Origin of the sequence: Mesomycoplasma dispar (genome assembly GCF_000941075.1) — a bacterium.
GTDB classification, from domain to species: Bacteria; Bacillota_I; Bacilli_A; order Mycoplasmatales; family Metamycoplasmataceae; genus Mesomycoplasma; species Mesomycoplasma dispar.
In genome coordinates, this window is sequence record NZ_CP007229.1 from 468404 (window position 1) to 488329 (window position 19926).

Sequence of the window (19926 nt, forward strand, 5' to 3'; positions counted from 1 at the left end):
GGCAATAATTATTTTAAATTATTTGCGGTCGCATTATTAATAAATTTTGCAAAAATTAAGTAGAAAAATAACGGAACTGAAATTGCAAAAAGCGAACCAACGGCCTGAATATTTTGCAAAAATCCTAAACTAGTTTGTCCAGAGTATTGAAATCAGGTGGAAATCGTTTGGTAGGAACGGTTTGTAAAAATATAATTTGGTCACAAAAAATCATTTCAGGCTTGAATTGTTGTAAAAATTATTAATAAATAATAAGAAATATTCACTTTAGGGAAAATTATTAACCTAATTTTTGCAAAAATTGACAATTTATCAATTTTTGCAAGGAAAAATTGTTTTTTATCGATTTTATTAATACTTTTATAAAGGTAAAAAAAGTTAAAAAAGGAAAAAATTTGGTTTGTAACAAGTGAAAAAATTGGCGCATTTGTAATTAACCGATTTGCGTTTAGAATTCGTGAAAGCGGAATATAAATGCTAATTTCCGGGATAAAAGAAATACCGACAAATAAAGCAATAAAAACTAATTTTACCCTTTTAGTCGCCATTCAAAGTCCAAAACTAGCAAGTGAATAAAGCGAAATTCGCACTAAATTAATTAAAAGAATTACAAAAATCGATGTTTTAAGTCCAGTTCAAAAATTTTCATTGATTGAATTTTGAAAATTAGTTCATAAATAACCATCTAATTTCAAACTCAAATTTGGATTATCCTGTAATTCGTTTGGCAAACTTGCATTTAGAATTAAATAATAAAGTGGAAAAAGAAAAACAATTAACAAAAAAATAAAACAAAATAATAGAAAAAGTTGTACTAAAATACTTTTAAAATTAATTTTTAATTGCATTTTTCACCCGTTTTTGTTTTATTTTTTTGTAAACTCACTTCCAAGTTTTTACACGAAAAACAACAAAAGTGGAAAAAATTGCTAAAAGATAAAGAAAACTTACAAAACTTGCAGTAGATTGTTGTCCTAAATCATCACGAACATTTAAAATATAAGAGGCAAGCGTGTGTCCATTATTTAGATCAAGATTTAAATTTCCGGTAATCACACTTGGATATAACATCGTCGCAAAAACAAAGTTTGTATAGGCGATAACCATAAATTGATTACTAATTTCTTTGAAATAAAGGTTAAAAATTCGATCTTTTAGGCTAATTTTATCGATTTTTAAATTTTTTTTGTATTTGGCATTAACGCTAGAAATTGCAAAGAAAAAAAGTACGGAATTAAACGGAATCGAACGTCAAAGTTGATAAATTAAATAAAGTCAAATTAAATTAATTCGTTTTTCACCACCAACAAAAGAAAAATTTAGCCCTAAAAATTTAGCAAAAACATTTTTTTGCCCAAAAAGAAAACTAAAAGCAATTCCAATTGCAAAAGCGGAAATAAAAAATTGTGAATAAAGTCCGCTAATAAAAAAACTGCGAATAATTTTATTATTAAGTTTGGTTAGCAAAAGCGCAATTATAAAACCAACTAAAAGTGAAATTGGTGAACTTAGAAAAAACAAAATTGTACTGTTTTTTAAAGCATCATTAAAACTTGATTTAGCAAAAAGGCTTTTAAAATTTCCAAATCCAGTTTGCCAATTCAGACCTGAACCAACTTTAAAAGAATTAAAAAGTGATTGAAAAATCGGATAGACTGAAAAAGTAAAGAGAAAAATTAGAAGTGGCGCTAATAGCAAAATTGCCTGCATATTTTTACTAAAAATTAAATTTTTAAGATTATTTTTCCTAATTGTCAACACGTCTACCTTCCTGATCAAAGGCGAAAATTTTATTTTGATCATATTCAATTCTAATATTTTCTGTGTTAATATCGGTTGGTGAAATTATTTCGAGATCAACATTTTTTTCAAGATCACGAATTTGGTAGTAAAAATTATCAGCAAGATTCTTTTTATATAAAATTTTGCCATTTGCTTCGTTAAATGATGGCAAAATTTTAATATATTTAGCACGAATATAAAGATTGTTTTCTCCACTTTTTTCTATGAAATTAATTTCGGGTACACCGATAAATTTTGCTACAAAAAGTGAGTTAGGATTCTCAAATAATTCTTCGGGATTAGAAAATTGCATAATTCTACCTTTATTTAAAAGGATAATTTTGTCGCTAATTTTCATCGCATCGGTTTGGTCGTGTGTGACTAAAACAATTGTCATCTTAAATTCCTGCTTAATTTTTAAAAGTAATTTAATTGTTGCTTCTTTGATTTTTGCATCAAGGGAAGAAAATGGTTCATCCATTAAAATTAAATTATCACCTTTGATAATTGATTTGGCAAATGCAACTCGTTGTTGTTGACCACCGCTAATATTAGCGGCTTTTTTTGTGAAAATATCATCAATTTCAAGTGTTTTTAGCACTTTTTTAACGCTATTTTCAAAGAATTGCCTGCGGAATTTAAGATAAAAAAGATAAAAACTGGGCTTTCTAATTACAAAAAATAAAAAGATAAATTTTTGTTTTAATTTCTTTAAAAATGATTTTTTTTCATTTTTAAAGAAATTAACAATATTATCGCTTAAATGTGTTAATTCTTCTTGTTTTTCAAACTCTTTTAAACTTAATTTTCAAACCTTTTCAGTTCATTTAACTGAATTTTTTGTGCTAATTCATAAATTTTTACGCACCGAAATCTCTTCGTAGAGATTATTTTTTTGCATTATATAACCAAAATCTTTGAATTCATTATGATATTCGATTCCTTGTGATGACGGTAAAAAACCTGCTAAAAGATTAAGGAAAGTCGACTTTCCCGCTCCTGAAGGACCAAGAATTGTCACAATTCGATTTGCTGGGATTTCCAATTCTTTTATTTCGAGAAAATTTTTTTTGTCATATGAAAATAATAAATCTTTAATAGATATTGCAATTTTTCTATCATTCATAATAAAAAATTTTACCTTTTTTTATTGTATTTTGAAATAAATAATTTATAATTAATTCTAATGAAAAAAATTAAAAACATACATTTATTTTTTTTATTTTTCTAAAAAAAATTTCATAAAAATAAAAGAGAGGAGAAAAAATTTATGAAATTGAAAAAAATTTTTAAAACCTTTGCCCTTCTATCTCCAAGTTTTCTTCTTGTTGCCGCGGCTTGTGGCGCTAACCAAGAAGAAAAAAAACCTACCGAAAACGGTAGTGAAAAAACAATTGATCTTACAAAAATTGACCCAAAAACACAAGTTGTCCTAACAACAAGTCAAGGTTCATCCTGACCGCTAATTTTTGGACTTAATGTCTATGGGAAAAACGAAAAGGGGCTAATTCCTTACTATAATCAAAAATTCAAAAACGATGCTGATTTTGCTCCAGTAAGAATTGTTTTAAACGATGAAGCAAAAGTAAAAACGCAATCTCAAACCACACAAAACATTAAAAATTTACTCGATTCAAATTCTGACCAAATTCCTTCACTAGTTTTAGGCGATTCTTCGACAGCGAGCGTGCTCGAACAATATAATCGACTTTTAGATGTTCGAAACGATAAATTAAAACCAGAATTATTTGCTAATAAATTAGTTAGCGCTTATAACGATACTGATTTTGCTAAAAATAACAAGTTTTACAACATTCCTTTTAATAATAACGACGTTGATGCTCTCGGATTTAACCTTGATAATCTCAAAATTATTCTTGATTTAATAAAAAAAGGTGGCGGTAGCGTTGATGAATCAATGGAAGTTTATAAAAAAGCCGTTGAATCAGAAACAAAAGGAAACTCAACACCTGAAAATAGTTTTTTTAAAGCACTTGAAGTAAAAAATGATCAAGTTTTTAAAGATCTAAAAGTAACAATGTCAACTTTTTCAAATATCGAAGAAGCACTTGAGTTTGCCACAAAATTTATTGACGGTCTTAAAATAAAGGAAAATTCCAAAATTGACCAAAACACTGATAATGCAAGTATTTTTGCAATCGATTATTCTGGACTTATTCTTCATAAAAATCTAGTCTCAAAAACTGGCAAAAGTTTTTGAAAATCGCAGGGCAAAGATCTTAGTTATCCGATTATTACTGATGAAAGTTTGCGTAACGAATTCAAGCAAAGTTATGAAAAATTTGTTAATACAAATAAAACTTTAGAACACAAAGTTGGTAATAAAACAAAAGTTTTACAAGCCTTTCAATTTAAAGATTTTAAAGGCGAAGGTATTGGTGACTGGGGAAGTCATGACATTCTTCGTTATCGCACCGTTTTTGGTTATATTCCTGGAGTTGGAATTAAACAGTCAATTGATTCAGCGACAACTCGTTATTTATTTGCAAAGGATAAAGCTGAAAACGCGAAAAAATTCACTACTTTTCACGATGTTTTCACAACTAATCAACCTTTAAAATCAAGAAGCGATTCTCCTTATTCAGTTTTTGCTGCTGGTGGTTCTTCTTTAATTCCAATTAGAACTGATAGTGAAAAAATTAATAAAGCGACAATTAAATTTTTAGAATGACTTTATACTGGTCAGAATGATATTGACGGCAAAATGGTTGATAATGTCGATTATTTAATGGAAAACACTGGTTATTTTGTTCCAACCAAAGAAATTCTAACCGAAAAAAAATTAGAAGAAGTTAAAGCAAAATATCAAGAATATTTTGACAAAATTGTTGATTTTGAAACTAAAAACAAAAAAAGTTACGAACTAATCAATAAAGATGATGTGAAAAAAATTGACTGAAGTCTATACGAAAAAATGGCAAATCTTCGTTCAGTTATCATTTCAATGGAATCAATGTTAAAAGCGTTAAAAGAACAAGGTGATAAACTAAAAATTTTAACAGATAATGGTAATTTTAAAGCAACAAAAATTTCTGGAATTATTCTTGATTCATTAATTCAATCAACACGTGTTGAAAATAAAAAAACTACAAGTGCCGATGATATTCTCAAGTTAATTAGCGAACAAAATTAGGCCTTGTTTGCCATTTTTTGCAAAAAATAAAAAAAATTAGCAAAACTTAAAAGGTTTTGCTTTTTCTTATACTTTTTTAAGTTTATGAAATGTTTCAACGTTATAAAATGGTATAATTTAAAAATGTTATAAAAAACAAAATTTATATTTTTGTTTAATACAATTAATGAAAGGACAGTATTTGATGCAAAATGGACAAATTTTCAAGAACTGTTTTAGGTGATATTCACCCTGATGAACTTGGTATAGTTGATTGCCATGACCACTTAATTAAAAATTATGGACCTGAAGCGCACGAGCACCAAGATTTTGTGATGCTCTCAAATCAAGCAGCGATCGCTGAATCGCTTGAATTTGCTGAGCGTGGTGGAAAAACATTAGTAACAATGGATCCACCAAATGTTGGGCGCGATGTTTATCGAATGCTCGAAATTGCCGAGGCGCTTGCAGGAAAAATTCATATTATTATGGCAACTGGATTTCACAAAGCCGCTTTTTATGACAAAGGTTCTTCATGACTTGCGCTTGCACCAACCGATGAAATTACAAAAATGGTTGTTGCCGAAATTACCGAGGGAATGGATGAGTATAACTATTCTGGACCAGTTGTAAAACGTTCAAAAGCAAAAGCAGGAATTATTAAAGCTGGAACTGGTTATGGAGCAATTGACCGTCTCGAGTTAAAATCACTTGAAGTTGCTGCAAGAGCTTCAATTGAAACTGGGGCGCCAATTTTAGTTCATACCCAATTAGGAACAATGGCTTACGAAGCCGCAAAATATTTAATTGATTTTGGGGCAAATCCGCGTAAAATTCAGTTATCACATTTAAATAAAAATCCAAATAAATATTACTATGCAAAAATAATTCAAGAACTTGGTGTAACTTTATGTTTTGATGGTCCTGACCGTGTTAAATATTATTCAGATGCAACACTTGCTGAAAATATTAAATATCTTGTTGATTTAGGACTTCAAAAACATATTACGCTCTCACTTGATGCCGGAAGAGTTTTATACCAAAGAAATTATGGACTTCTAAAAGGTAAAATGACTTTTGGATTTACTTATTTATTTGATAAATTTATTCCACTTTTAAAAGAAGTTGGAGTTAGCGATGATGCGATTAACGATATGCTAATTAACAACCCAGCCGAAATTCTTGCATTTGACCAACCACGAAAATTTGATCCAAGTATTCTTCCAGATTATGTTCTAGAATTAAAAAAGACCTTTAAAATCTAGAAGAATTAAAAAAGTTTAAAAAAATATATTTTAGACTAATTTGTTATATTAATTTGTTATTTATTCTTTTTTATTTAAGTTTAGAAAGGAAATAAAATGTCACTAGGTAAGAATAAAAAAATTCTTATTGGCTTACTTATTTTCTTATTTATTAATATTTTAATTATCGGAATTACTCTCGGAGTTAGAATTGGGCATAACAAAGAAAGTTTTGGTACCGCCCTTAGTTTTTTAGCTCGTCGTGTTTATCTTGATAACTATTTAAGACAAAACCCGCTTCTACTCGGATCGCTTGTTCTTTTTGGATATCTTGCCCTAGGTCGGGGAAAAGTAGAATCAATACTTGGAGCACTAAAAACTGCAATCGGAGTTTTCTTGCTTACAGTCGGATCCGGTGGTCTTGTTGGTCTTGCAAAACCAGTTTTTGATGCAATTGGGAAAATTAGAGAAGGTGGAGTTGTTCCCCTTGATCCTTATCTAGGTTGAACCTCTGCTGATAATTTTCTCCAAAAAGGTTTTGGTGAAGCAAATGACTTTCTTACATTAGTATCCTTTACTTTCATTTTTGCTTTTATCGTTAATATTTTAATGGTTTTAGCAAAAAGATTTACAAATACAAACGCAATTATGATTACCGGACACGTTATGTTGCAGCAATCATCAATTGTAACTGCTTTATTGTACGTAATTCTTTTCCGTTCAATTCCACTTGTTGATGGCGGAATTGGCGTTGGTCAGCAAGCAGGTCTTGTTTTTATTTCCGGGCTATTTTTAGGAATTTACTGGGCAACTTCATCAGTTGCAACCCTAAAAATGACTAATTTAGTAACCCAAAATGCTGGTTTTGCCGTTGGTCACCAACAAATGCTTACCTTATTTACAAGTTATAAAATGGGTCGCTTTTTTGGAAAAAAAGAACATAGTGCTGAAAATCGTAAATTACCACAATCACTTAAAATTTTTGAGGATAACATTTTTACTCAAACAATAATTATCCTTGTTTTATTCGCCGTTTTATTCGCCGTTATTATCGGTTATTATGGTGTTGAAAACGTTATAAATTCTAGTTATAACGGATTTGCCGGTCCAAAAGTTGATAAAGATTCTCCCGTTTTCATAAAAAATGCTAGTGAAGCCGCAAAAAGTATTGGTGCTGCCTGAAATGGATCTTTTGGTGGCGCTAACTTTGTCTTTATAATTTTTGGTGGAGTTTTAAGAATTATTGCAACCTTAATCGCCTTAATGACTGGAGTGAGAATGTTTGTTACTGAATTGCAACAATCATTCCACGGAATTTCTGAAAAAATAATTCCAGGCGCGGTTGTTGCTGTTGATATTGCTGCAACTTATGGATTTTCAATTAATGCCGTAACTTACGGATTTTTAGGTGGAGTTTTAGGACAATTCTTAGCTGTTTTCATCGCTATTGGACTTGCAGCAATTCCGGGAAATAATTACTCACTTGTTGCTGTCCCACTTTTCATTACACTCTTTTTCAACTCTGGAGCAATGGGAGTATATGCAAACGCTTCAGGTGGATGAAAAGCATCATTTATTGTTCCAGCAATTATCGGATTTTTTGAAATCATAATAATTTCTTTTGCACTTAAATTAGTACAAAACATTTCTGATAGCGGAATACCATCACTTCTCAATAAAAACACCGGAATTTCCGAAATTCAAAACCCAGTATCAACCGGATTTTTAGGAATGGGTGACTGAAACCTTTTCTTTGGAATCGTCTTAATCATCGGTCAATTCCACTTTGTTCTTGGATGGATTTCTGTTGTTATAGCAATAATTCTATTAATTTTACTTGCACAAGCAGTTGATTCAACAAAACAACATAAAAAAACTTGATTGCAAAAACTGTTAAAAATTGATGTCGATCTTATCGAAAAAGAAGCCTAAATTTAACAAAGTTTCATTAAAAAATAAAATTTTATCAAAAAACTTTGGCTAACAAAAATGCCAAAGTTTTTTTTATTTAAACTTAAATTTTTTTAAAAAATATTGTATAATTTTTTTAAAGTACTTTATTTTTATTGATTAAAAAGTATTTAAATTTATCTATTTTAATTCAAAAAAAGGGGTGTTTATGTCATTAAAAATTGTTGCAGCCTGCGGAAACGGGATGGGAACTTCAATGATAATTAAGTTGAAAGTGCAAAAAATTGTTAAAGAATTAGGAGTTGATGCATCTGTTGAAGCGCTTTCAATGGGGCAATCAAAAGGACTTACTAATTCAGTTGATGTTATTATCGCATCTAAACATCTTGTTAGTGAATTTAATCCAAACCAAAAAGCAAAAATTGTTGGTGTGACCAACTTAATGGACGAAAATGAAATCAAAACTGCTCTTGAGCCAGTTTTAGAAGAACTACGTTAATTTGCTCGGAGTATTTTGCCTATGTCAGTTAATTTACTTAAAAATTTAATCGAAAATGACTCAATTCTAATCGACCAAAAAGCATCAACTTGACAGGAAGCAATTGCAATTTCTTGCAAACCTTTGGTTGAAAAAGAACTAATTAACCAAAGTTATATCGATGCAATTATTACTTCAACAATCGAAAACGGTCCTTATTACATTCTCGCGCCCTTTTTAGCGATGCCACATGCCGAAGCTGGTCTTGGCGTTTTTAAAGATTGTTTTTCACTTGTTGTTTTTGACAAACCTTTTTATTTCGATGGTGACAGTCGCCCAGTACAAATTCTTATTACTTTAGGTGCAACTAGTTCCGATATTCATACATCAGTTGCACTTCCACAAATTGTTGCCGCTTTCGAAGATACTACTAACATTGAAAAAATTATTCAGGCTAAAAGCAAAGAGGAAATTATTGAAATTCTTGAAAAAGTTGATTTTTCAAAATATTTAGATAATTAGAAGTTTTTCTTTTCAATAATAAAAAAATCTACAAGTTAATTGTAGATTTTTTATTATTGTTTTTGTGAAAAAAATTTAGCAATTATAACTATAAAAGTTTATTAAATATTAATTTTGCAAAAATTCGACAACCTGAGATTCCCAGTTTGGTGAATTAGCGTAGTGAAGGAATCCCAAAGATTAAAATTTATATTTTGTGTTGAGATAAATTTGGACTTATTTATGAAAATGTAATCTGAATTTTCTAGTTTTTCTTTAATTTTTTCCAACATATTTACCCTCTAATTGCTTTAGGGTTTCCATATAAGAAATGAGTTCTTTCATATGATTTTCTTAAGTTCAATTTTTGCAGGATTGTTTATAATTTTGTGTTTTAAATTTTTATGGATTTTTCAAATAGAAAACTAATTTAATTTTACATATTTAGCCGATTAGGGAAAATAATTTCTAATTGTTTTTTAATTATGTGTCAATTTCTTAGCTTCCTTTGTCATTTTTCGCTTGCGTTTTGCAGTGCCAAATAATTTATTTTTGAAAGGTAATTCACACTTTGAATTCGGCTTTTATTTTTGTATTTTTCCTAATTAATTTATTCACTGATTCAATTGAATTTGTCGTATAAATTGTTTGTCTTAATTCATATGGATATTTAAAAAATGTCGTTAATTTTGTCAAAGTATCTCTGTAAAAGTTTTAAATATATTCGAAATTTCTATGAAAATTTCTTTTTTAATTTTTTATGATCGGTGTATTTGTTAACAATTTTTTCAACTTCTAACTCAAATGGGGATAATTTTTTTTGCTCTTTTTTGATATTTTAGTCCTTTATGATAAATTTTATCAAAACAGATTTAACTTAAGAGACAAAATATTTAATCCCCCCCTTTTTTTTATAAAAATATATTAAATTCCTATTTTTATAAAAAATTGTAATGTAAAAAATTTTTCAATTTCAGTTGAAAAATTTTATTGTTTGTTATAATTTTTACTAAATAGTAAATACGAAGTAAAAAATCACTGTTAAAATAAATGAAAACTTTGTTAGTCAAGTATTAAAAATTGGAAATCTCCAAATTTTTTGAAAAGATAAATTTAAAATTGACTATCAAATTATGCCGATTTTAAATTCGCAAATCATTGTAGCACTTGCAATAAATAATTATTTTTATTGGCTTATTTTGTGTTTTTATGTTTTTATTGCCAGTAAAACCGAAATTTTAAGGATTAGAATTTGACAATTATTGCTGAAGGGAATTAGGTGATGCCTAAAAAACAGTTTTTATTAGCCCATCGTGGTTTTTCTGGAATTGCTCCAGAAAATACATATCTTGCCTTCGAAATGGCTTATTATTTTTGTTTTGATGGTGTCGAACTTGACGTTCATCTTACAAAAGATCACCAAATTGTAATTATTCACGATGAAGATACATTTCGAACTGCTGGGGTTAAAAAAGTAATTGCTGATACAAATTTAGTCGATTTAACCGATGATGACCATAGTCATTTTTTCAAAATCGAAACTAAAAAGCAAACAATTTTAACGCTTGATGAATTTCTTAATGCTTTTCTTAATAAATTCCAAATTATTAACATCGAACTTAAAACCGATATGAACGAATATCCAGGAATTGAAGAAGAAGTTCATAAATTAGCGCAGAAATATAACGATGAATTTTATGAAAAAATTATTTTTTCATCATTTAACTTCGCAACATTGAAAAGATTGCATAATTTGGATAAAAGGTTCAAATTAGCACTTCTTTTTTGGACAAAAAATCAACTTTTGGTAACAAAAAAATCAGAAGTGCAAAAAATTTGTAAATTTTTACATCCGTGAACAAAAATGTACCAAAAATACCCTGAATTAATTAAAGAATATAATTTACCAATTAATCTTTGAACGATTAAGTCCAAAAGCGACTATGACCAATTTAAAGATGATGAAAATGTTTATGCCCAAATTAGTAACTATCAATTTGAAAAATAAGGGTTTTTAGGGCATTAAATTGTCTAATTTGATTGAAATTTCAAAAATAGCAAAGAAGGTTAAAAAATTTTTGCTATTTCAATAATAAGGAAAATTTCGTATTTAGCGATTAATTTGTTCTCAAAACTGGCATTTTGGTCTCTTGGTATTTTTAGATGAATATTATTGCTATTATAGTTCGCAGTTTTGCCCAAAACCCGTTTTGCTTGTTGATTCTATGCACGCCATTTTTGCTTCGGTTGCTTTTTCATAGTCTAAATGTTGACTTAATTCCGCCTTTTTGTGAAAATCTTCTTTTTTTAATTTTTTATAATCAGCGTATTTGTTAACAATTTTTCATTGAATGGTCATACCGTCAAATAAAAAACGGTTTTTTTGATACTAATCTAAATAAGACGAAAAATAAAAATAACTTAATATAGCAAATTTGTATAATTATCATTCCTTAGTTTAATTTTGCTAATTTTATTCAAATTCAGCAAAATCAATAATTCTATCAAATTTTAGATCATGAAATTCAGAATAATGGTGCGAAATTAAAATTAACATTAAGTCTGTTTTTGAAAGTAGTTTTTCTAAAATTTTATTTGCGGTTTTAATATCGATATTCGAAAGCGATTCGTCAATAATCATTATTTTTTTTGATTCATATAAGTGGGAAGCCAAATTGATTCTTTGTTTTTGACCAACAGAAAAATCTTTTTGATCGATTTCCTCTTTATTTTTAGTTTCTGAAAAGTCATTTTCCAAAACAGCATCTCTGATTACCTTGTTTAATTTATTTTTGTTTTGTTCATTAAAAAAGTAAATATTTTCTGCTATATTTTCGCCAATTAAATCGAAATTACTATCAAGATAACTGATTTGTTTGACTAAATCAAGCGGGTTGATTTTTTGTAAATCTCTATTATTAATCAAAATTTTTCCTTGATAATTTTCTTGCAGACCTAAAATAATTTTTAAAAGTGTTGATTTTCCACAACCATTTGGTCCTTTTAGTAAATATTTTTTACCAGAATCAAATTGAAGGTTTAAATTTTTAAAAACAGGTTTGTTTTCGTATGAAAAATTGAGATTTTCAACGCGAATAGTCTCAATTTTTTCTTCAAAATTTTCTCATTTTTGACTATCATAAAAATTGATGTCAACTTTTTTTAAACCTTTTTTGATTGCAATATTGTTCAAAAAATATTGCATAAAAGTTGTAATTCTTTGCAAAAAGAAACTAACTATTGTCGAAATTGAAACTAAAATTCCAGTTTTTAAATACCCCAAACCAACTTGTGTGCTGGTTAAAATAATTACTAAATTCATTATTATTGTTAAAAAATATTCAATAAAAGTTGAAATTGAACTCGATAATCTCGTTCAAAAATTTTTGCTAGCGTTTGCTTCGGCCAAATTTTCAACATCAGATTTAATGATTTTTGGTAAAACTTGAATTTTGTTAAAAAATAAAAGGCCGTCAATTTTTTTTAAAACATTTGAAACGTTTGCGTTTAATTTAGAAAGTTTGTTTAATCTTTCCTGTATTTTTTTGTTTATTTTTTCTTTAAGAAATAAAGGGTAGAAAAGTCATATAATACTAAAAAGAATCATAACTATTCCTAAAATATAATTAAGCCAAAAAGCGGATGCCACTGATGCAAATAATGGGAATAAGGTAAAATAAAAAACCGCAACTCCTATATAATATTGGTTTGAATTTGTAAAAAGATCGTTAAAAAGAAGAGAATTTCATTCACCTTCTGTTTTTGAGTAAAAAGATTTGTAATTAATGTCTTTAATTTTTATTTTAGTTTTAATGAAATTGTTAGTGTTTTTTAGCGAAAATAGGGTGGCAAAATACGAGGCATAAAAAACCGAAATTAAACCAGAAGTTATTAATGCTAAAATTTGACTTAAACCAAAAATTAAAATATTTTGAAGATTGGTTTTTGAAATTGCTTCAAATAAAAATTTTGGCGCTATTGCCAAATAAAAAGTTAATGCAAAATTAAAAATTGAAATAATTATATTTATAATATTATATTTAAAAATTGTTCTCATTTTTCTAGAATCAACTAAACTTTCCCTACATTTTGAATTTGATCTACTATTTTAGATATCCGAAAAACAGCTTTATTATTACATATTTTGTTAATGGTCGATTTGTTTGAAGTTTTGTTTAAATTGAAGTTATAAATATTGAGATTCAATTTTTTAATTGCTAATTCGAGTGAATTAAAAATTATTAAATCAGCATTAATCTTGTCATCGTAAGACGCTTTGTACCCTGTAATTTCAACAAAAGTTTTATTTGTATCATTTCAGAGATTCAAAATTGAATATACTCATAGTTGTAAAGTTTCATTATAGGAGTTTGTTTCAAGTTTTGAATAATAATGGATAATTCCTGAAAGCCCTTGCCAAAAATTAACCTTATTTGAAATGTGGGCGGTTGTTAATTTTTCGAATTCTTCAACTTCGCCTAAATATTCTTTCACATTACCAAGTCTAACCAACCAAAATAACCCAACCATTCCATCCAATAAATACGGAGATAAATAATGTTTGTTTGACAAAGCGACTGATTTTTTCAATTTAACAACTCTTTCGTCAAACAAGTATTTAATAATTTTTAAATACATTTTTTTGAAGTTCTCATTATTTATTTTTTTATATTTGTAGATAAATCAAAAGGACCAAAAAATTAGGTTTTTAGTTTTGAATTTAGCAAAATTAGAAAATTTGGTTATTTTTTCCACTTTATCAATTAATTTAATGTGATTATTAATTATAGGAAATTTATTTATTGATTTGAAAACAAAATCAACCCTAAAATCTGAAAAATTAAGTTTACTTATTTTATGGTTTGAAAAATGCTTTGAAATTGATAAAAACTTTTCAATGATAACAGCCTTTATTGATATTAAGCATAAGGATTCTTTTTTTGAGTTATTATCAATTTTTAATTTTTTTAAATTAAGTATATTTTTCTCTGTCTCAATGTTTAAATCGAGAAAATTTAATAAAATTTTAAAGAAAGAAAAGTTTATCCCATAAAAAAGTACAAAATTAAAAAAGCACAATAAAAACCACTTTAGTTTTTCTTGTGAATAGAATTTGGGGATTTGCCCGATAAACAATTCAATAAAACAAATTGTTAACTTCATAATGTCTTTTTTTGTGCTGTTTATTTTTGTTTTGTTAAGATTGAATTTATCAGTTGAAAGTTCTAATTTATCAATAAAACTGGTTTTTTTATCATTCAATAAAAAAGAAAACTCAAAGTCCAAAAAATAAACTTTGTCATCGCTAGTAATAACAAAATTTGATAAATTAATGTCGTTTAAAACGATGTTATTATTATGAATTATAATAATGGTTGATAGTGTTTTTATCAATTTATCAACCAAAATTGATACAAAACTATTAACAGAATTCAAATTAAATATTGAATTTTGAGTCATAAAAAAATTGAGATTTTTGCCAACTATATATTCTCTAATAATATAAAAAGAATTCTCAACAATAAAACTATCCAAGAATCTAGGGGTAATTTGCATTTTTAACGAACTTAAGGTTTTTAAAATTTTAAGTTCGTTTTTTCTAAAAAAAATACATGATTTATTTTTAGAAAAAATAGCATAAATTGGACAACTTTTTACAATATAAAACCTTTCTTCTCTGCGAGCTATATACACATTAGAGGCAGAATTTTGGTGAACTATATATAATATTTCATATTGTCCGCCAACCAAAAAATTATCAAGCCGAGCAATACTTGTGTTTTCAGGCAATATTTCCTTAACGTTTTTTGGCAAATAATAGTAATTTTTTTTTCGATCAGATTTTGAAAAATTAGATTCGGGGGTATTAAAATTCGATCCGTACCGATAGTTAACTACTTTTGAATCAAAAAAAAGTCTATCAGAATGAATTTGAATTCCGTTGAATGATTTTAATAATTCAGAAATTTTGCCTATATTCTTCAAAAACTGAATATCATCAACAAAATAAATAGTAATAAACTTACCAAAACTAAAAATTCAAGAAAGTTTTGACTGATTTTCTATTATTTTATTTTTATCGGCAATAAATTTGAAAGTTAACTTATTTTTGTAACAGTAATTAGAAACTAAAAATAAAGTCTTACTAATGTTTTTTATTAAACTAGAAATATGTATTTTTCAACCTGAATTAGGGATTTTTGATTTTGTATATATGATATGTCAAAAAATGCTTGATTTTTTTACTAAAAAATCACTATTATTTTCGATATTTTTGTCTATAAAATTAATCACGATTCCCGACCAGGTTTTGTTGTTTTTTTAAACAAATATTTGTTATAGAGAAATTAACTTATCAAATTGATCTAAATTTTCCTTTTCTATGTGGTGAGACACATAAATTAAAGTTATATTTCTTTTAATAATTAATTTTTGTAGGAACAAACTCGAAAGATCTTTTTGTATATTATCGAGAGCTTCATCAACTATTCAAATTTTCATTTCATGATATAACAAACGAGCAAGAACAATTAACTGCTTTTGACCTTCTGAAAGAGTTGATGAATCTACTTTTTGTTCCAAAATCATCCAATTTGCTTGAAGTTCTGAAATTATTTGATTAAGTTTAGCAAAATCTGGATTTTTTGAAAATAAAGTGATATTTTCTACTATATTTCCAGGAAAAATAATATTCTGATTATCGATTATTGCCATTTGCGATCTAATATAATTAAAATCTAGATCTTTAAGTTGGTATTTTTCATTAATGATAATATTTCCTTGATAATTATCATAAATTCCAGACATTAATTTAACTAAAGTTGATTTCCCAGACCCGCTTTTAGACATCAGTGCGTATTTTTTGTTATTCTCAATCATTAAATTCAAATTTTTGATAACCAAATTTTCATCGTAGCCAAATGAAACATTTTGAAACTGAATTTTTTCTATCGGTTTTAATAAATTTATTTTTTCAATTTTTGTTTTTTGGCTTGGAAAAATTTTTACAATACTTGACTTAACAATTCAATACTGCATAAGATTGGATAAAAAATTAATAGAATTTTGTAACAAACTTATAGAGTAGTTTGTTAATGGTATAAAAATAGAAATTTCATAAAATTTAAAAACGGTTAATAATAAAATTAATATAAATCCAATTGAATTAAATAAATAAACTAATGCGGTGGATATAGAACTCGATTTTAAAGATCATTTATAAACTGGTATTTGTTTTTCTGTGAAAATTTTAAAATTTTTAAGTATTTTTCCCGATATTTTTTTAGTCTTGCTATGAAAATAGAATAATTTAAAATTATTAAGAATATCAAGATTATTTTTTGTTATATTTTGCGAAGCATCTGATAATGTTTTATGTTTTTCTTGAAATTGTGGACCGTATTTTTTTTGGGTTAAATAAATAATAAAACCTGAAAAAAGAACGTTCAAAAAAACAATCCAACCTCAATATTTTGATAATAAAATGATCGCAATAGTTGTTGTAAAAAGAGCAAAAACTATTCTAGCAAAAGAAAAAAACATCGATAAAAGAGACATAATTTTTTCTATATCATAATTAAATCATGAAACTATTCCAATTTTTGTTGATTTTAAATCTACATAATTCAAATTGTAAATTCTATTAGAGATTTTGTTTGCAATTAAAATAAAAACTCTAGTTTCTAATCATTTATGTTGAAAGTCATAACAAATTTGAAAAACAAATATTAATAATAATGCTGCAACTAATAAAGCAACAACAAAATATATATTTTTATCGTTCGGTTTAAAAAAAAATTCTGTAATGTATTTATATAAAAAAATGTAACTAGCCTTTGATACCTCAAAGGCTAGTAAAGTAAAAAATATAAAAAATATTCGCAAAAAATTTGCTTTAAAAAAACTAAAAACCACTTCAAATTTTTAAGCGAGACTTAATCATTATATATAATTCTGCTTACTTCTTTTCCCTGTTAAATTAACATTGCAAGCATTTGTATTAATTGTGGTATTTGTTATAAAATCTAACATAGAATTCTTATCTAATGGTAAAATTTTATTACTTTTACCAAACAAGTCTTTTTTTGTAGAAAGATTGCTTTTTTTTAAATTAGCAAGTTGATTTTCGCTGGTTATAAAATTTAACAAATTTTAACAACTTACAAATTACTTCAATTTTGCCGTATTTTATAGTATAATTTCTAAAAATGAAAACTTCAAATCGTTTCTTATTCGTTTTAGACCTTGATGGCACCGTTTTATCAGACAGTGCAACTTCAGAAATTCACCCTGATACCGAAACAGAAATCAAACGCGCTGTTGAATTAGGACATACTGTTTGTATTTTAACTGGAAGACCGTGAAGATCAACAAAGCCAATCTACGAAAAACTCGGCCTTAATACAATTGTTGCTAATTTTAACGGTGCTTTTGTGCATAACCCCACTGATAGCGATTTTGTACCGACAATAAATTATATTAATTTAAACGATATTTTATACATTATGGGCGATAAACGAGTTAAAAATGAAATTTCAAATGTTGCAATTGAAGGTCCAGGATGGGCAAAAATTAAAAAACGTGATAAGCAATTAGAGCAAGTTTTTGGTTTTGACCATCTTAATAATTTAAAACCAGGACTTAATTTTCATAAAATTCCTTTAAAACCGACCTGTTTGATTTTAGATACAAAACCAACAACAAATATAATCGACTTTAAACTTTATTTAGAACGGCGTTATGGCGATTTAGGCGAATTTTCCGCCTGGTCTAAAGGTGAAAATCATACTTTTGTCTTCGATATGACCGCAATCGGTGTTAATAAATCAAAAGCAGTTTCGATGTTGTCCCGTTATTATAAAATTGATCTTGATAATATAATTTCAATCGGTGATAGTTATAATGACATTGGGATGTTCACGATTTCGACAATTTCGGTAGCAATGAAAAATTCGCCGCCACAAGTAAAAAAACATGCCACTGTTGTTTTGAATAAAACAAACAAAGAAGGCGGCGTTGGCGATTATATCCGCCGTTTTTTGAAAAATCCGCAAAAAGAGATTGAAAAATCAAAAAAAATTAAGGATCTTCGTTCGGCTGTCACAGTTGGAACAATTGATTATTAAATGATGAAATTTAAAAAAATTGCAATTTATGGCGGCACTTTTAACCCTGTACACAAAGCACATTTAGAAATTGCCAAAAAAGCGGTTGACTTTTTAGATTTAGACAAACTTTTTTTTGTACCTAATTACATAAGTCCGCTCAAAAAAGGTGCAAAAAATATTGCTGATGCAAAATTTCGTTACGAAATGTTAAAGTTAGTGCAAATTGAAAAAACTGAAGTTTGTGACTTTGAAATTAAGGCAAGAAAAATTAGTTACACAATTGACACAGTTAATTATTTTGCAAAAAAATACCCAGAAACAAAGATTTTTTTAATTATTGGCTCTGATAATCTAGCAAATTTTAAATTCTGGAAAAACTATAAAGAAATTATCGAAAAAGTCCAACTTGTTGTTTTTACACGCAAAAATTATCCCGATTTTAAACATTTAAAACGTTATAAAGCGATGATTTTACCTTCAAAACTACCTAATTTTAGTTCCTCAGAGATAAGAAAAGGTGATTTTCATGCCCTTGATGTCAAAGTTAGAGCTTATATTGGGAAAAATTTTTTATACACTGAATCAATTCTAAAAGGTTTTCTCGGTAATTCAAAACGATTAATTCATTCAAGAAATACGGCAAAACTTGCAAAGGAATATGCACAAATTAACGGACTGAATTCAAAAATGGCTTATTATGCTGGCTTATTTCACGATCTTACAAAAAAATGGACAAAAGATCAACACCTTAACTTTCTTAGGGAGCAAAAAATTGATGCTAATAATCTTCAGGAATACGAATTACACCAACTTTCTGCATCAATTTGACTAAAAAATATTTATTTACTTCCTTATGAAGAAATAATTTATGCAATTTCTTGTCATACTAGTCTCTGTTTTGAAATGTCTTTATTCGATAAAGCAATTTACGTTGCCGATAAATTAGCTCGCGGTCGTCGGTTTTTGGGAGTGCAAAAATTGCGTTCACTTGCAAAACAAGATCTAGATAAAGCCTTTAAAATATTAGTAAAAATGGCGCAAGACCAACATAAAGATGCGCTAAATTCACCACAGCAAAATCAACTTTATGAAAAACACCAAAATTAGTACAGCAATTTTTTATGCTGATGATTACGAAAAAGTAAATCTAGAACAATTAGGTGCAATTTTAATTGAAAACTTCGAAATTTTTAGTTCAAAAATTTCGTTATTTCAATATAAAAATCATTACTTTTTGTATGTTAATTCAAAAATTGGACTAATTAATTCAGCAATTTTTGCCCAATATGTTATTCTCCAGTTTGCTGTTAAAAATATCATAAATTATGGTGCTTGTGGGGCGAATTTGCAAATTAATTTTGCAAAAATGGAAAATCGACTAATTTTTCCAAAAAAATTTTTTCTTCTCGATGCAAAAACGCCTTGATATCCGCCAGGTCAGTTGCCATATGAGCCAGAATTTTATGAAAATAATAGAATTGGTGAAAATTTTATCCTTGCTTCTTCGAATAGTTTCATTTCTAGAAAAGAACAAGTTAGCGACTTTGAATTTGTCGATTTTTTCGATATGGAAGCATTTGCTTTTGCACAAATAAGTGCAAAAAACAGCTTAAATTTCTATTGCATCAAATACTTAACTGACCAAATCGAAAATAATTCCCAGATTGAAAAAATCAATTTTGCAATCAAAAATGGCGCTCAAAAAGCGGCCAAATTTGCCCTTGAATTACTAGAAAAACTGTAAAATATTTTACTATTAGCGAATTTTTT

Annotated in this window: 16 protein-coding genes and 2 pseudogenes; 9 read left to right on the top strand and 9 right to left on the bottom strand. The window is 27.5% G+C overall.

Features of this window, described 5'->3' with window-relative positions; genetic code table 4:
• Positions 1-8 precede the first annotated feature (8 nt).
• Genes MDIS_RS01790 through MDIS_RS01800 form a run of 3 tightly spaced genes read right to left on the bottom strand, consistent with a single transcriptional unit; the run spans position 9 to position 2908 of the window.
• A complete protein-coding gene (locus tag MDIS_RS01790; RefSeq protein ID WP_044635383.1) occupies positions 9-848 on the bottom strand; it encodes an ABC transporter permease family protein in 840 nt (279 codons plus the stop codon).
• Positions 832-1803, bottom strand: a complete 972-nt coding sequence (locus tag MDIS_RS01795; protein WP_044635384.1) for a sugar ABC transporter permease — start codon at positions 1801-1803, stop codon at positions 832-834. Before MDIS_RS01795 ends, MDIS_RS01790 begins: the two co-directional genes overlap by 17 nt.
• Positions 1748-2908: an ATP-binding cassette domain-containing protein gene (locus tag MDIS_RS01800; protein WP_044635385.1), complete on the bottom strand. Its 1161-nt coding sequence runs from the start codon at positions 2906-2908 to the stop codon at positions 1748-1750. The genes MDIS_RS01795 and MDIS_RS01800 overlap by 56 nt, the downstream gene beginning before the upstream one ends.
• A gap of 144 nt (positions 2909-3052) precedes the next feature.
• Here MDIS_RS01800 and MDIS_RS01805 point away from each other — a divergent pair, with 144 nt between their 5' ends.
• The 5 genes from MDIS_RS01805 (at position 3053) to MDIS_RS01825 (ending at position 9070) form a co-directional block, all read left to right on the top strand.
• A complete protein-coding gene (locus MDIS_RS01805; protein WP_044635386.1) occupies positions 3053-4936 on the top strand; it encodes a P68 family surface lipoprotein in 1884 nt (627 codons plus the stop codon).
• Between the two features lie 191 nt (positions 4937-5127).
• The gene (locus MDIS_RS01810) at positions 5128-6180 is read left to right on the top strand and encodes a phospho-furanose lactonase (protein WP_044635387.1); all 1053 of its coding nucleotides are present in this window, start codon (positions 5128-5130) and stop codon (positions 6178-6180) included.
• Positions 6181-6276: 96 nt separating this feature from the next.
• Positions 6277-8091 (top strand): PTS ascorbate transporter subunit IIC, encoded by a 1815-nt coding sequence (locus MDIS_RS01815; protein ID WP_044635388.1) that lies wholly within the window; start codon positions 6277-6279, stop codon positions 8089-8091.
• Between the two features lie 187 nt (positions 8092-8278).
• On the top strand, positions 8279-8569 hold the full coding sequence (locus tag MDIS_RS01820; RefSeq protein WP_044635389.1) for a PTS sugar transporter subunit IIB: 291 nt from the start codon (positions 8279-8281) through the stop codon (positions 8567-8569).
• Positions 8570-8590: 21 nt separating this feature from the next.
• On the top strand, positions 8591-9070 hold the full coding sequence (locus tag MDIS_RS01825) for a PTS sugar transporter subunit IIA (RefSeq protein WP_044635390.1): 480 nt from the start codon (positions 8591-8593) through the stop codon (positions 9068-9070).
• 101 nt (positions 9071-9171) lie between these two features.
• Here MDIS_RS01825 and MDIS_RS04250 read toward each other — a convergent pair whose 3' ends face one another.
• Both MDIS_RS04250 and MDIS_RS04550 read right to left on the bottom strand, forming a co-directional pair.
• On the bottom strand, positions 9172-9342 hold the full coding sequence (locus MDIS_RS04250; protein WP_169742476.1) for a hypothetical protein: 171 nt from the start codon (positions 9340-9342) through the stop codon (positions 9172-9174).
• Positions 9343-9474: 132 nt separating this feature from the next.
• A pseudogene (locus tag MDIS_RS04550) lies at positions 9475-9739 on the bottom strand (transposase); the annotation flags it as partial.
• A gap of 592 nt (positions 9740-10331) precedes the next feature.
• On the opposite strand from MDIS_RS04550, the gene MDIS_RS01830 reads away from it, so the two are divergent.
• Positions 10332-11057, top strand: coding sequence for a glycerophosphodiester phosphodiesterase family protein (locus tag MDIS_RS01830; protein ID WP_044635391.1), 726 nt, complete (start codon positions 10332-10334; stop codon positions 11055-11057).
• Positions 11058-11152: 95 nt separating this feature from the next.
• Here MDIS_RS01830 and MDIS_RS04255 read toward each other — a convergent pair.
• From MDIS_RS04255 to MDIS_RS01850, 4 genes and pseudogenes are all read right to left on the bottom strand, one after another.
• Positions 11153-11386, bottom strand: a pseudogene (locus MDIS_RS04255) (transposase); the annotation flags it as partial.
• A gap of 136 nt (positions 11387-11522) precedes the next feature.
• Positions 11523-13106: an ATP-binding cassette domain-containing protein gene (locus tag MDIS_RS01840; RefSeq protein WP_044635393.1), complete on the bottom strand. Its 1584-nt coding sequence runs from the start codon at positions 13104-13106 to the stop codon at positions 11523-11525.
• Positions 13107-13120: 14 nt separating this feature from the next.
• Positions 13121-15343 (bottom strand): class III lanthionine synthetase LanKC N-terminal domain-containing protein, encoded by a 2223-nt coding sequence (locus MDIS_RS01845; RefSeq protein ID WP_044635394.1) that lies wholly within the window; start codon positions 15341-15343, stop codon positions 13121-13123.
• Positions 15344-15385: 42 nt separating this feature from the next.
• Positions 15386-16591: an ATP-binding cassette domain-containing protein gene (locus MDIS_RS01850; protein ID WP_211249663.1), complete on the bottom strand. Its 1206-nt coding sequence runs from the start codon at positions 16589-16591 to the stop codon at positions 15386-15388.
• 665 nt (positions 16592-17256) lie between these two features.
• Between MDIS_RS01850 and MDIS_RS01855 the strand changes: the two genes are divergently transcribed.
• The 3 genes from MDIS_RS01855 to MDIS_RS01865 are packed head-to-tail and all read left to right on the top strand — an operon-like array spanning position 17257 to position 19900.
• Positions 17257-18174 carry a Cof-type HAD-IIB family hydrolase gene (locus tag MDIS_RS01855; RefSeq protein ID WP_044635396.1) on the top strand — a complete coding sequence of 306 codons (918 nt, stop codon included), beginning with the start codon at positions 17257-17259 and terminating at the stop codon, positions 18172-18174.
• A complete protein-coding gene (locus MDIS_RS01860) occupies positions 18175-19263 on the top strand; it encodes a nicotinate-nucleotide adenylyltransferase (RefSeq protein WP_232034189.1) in 1089 nt (362 codons plus the stop codon). It begins immediately after the preceding gene.
• Positions 19244-19900: a nucleoside phosphorylase-I family protein gene (locus tag MDIS_RS01865; protein ID WP_044635397.1), complete on the top strand. Its 657-nt coding sequence runs from the start codon at positions 19244-19246 to the stop codon at positions 19898-19900. Before MDIS_RS01860 ends, MDIS_RS01865 begins: the two co-directional genes overlap by 20 nt.
• The last annotated feature ends 26 nt before the right edge of the window (positions 19901-19926 follow it).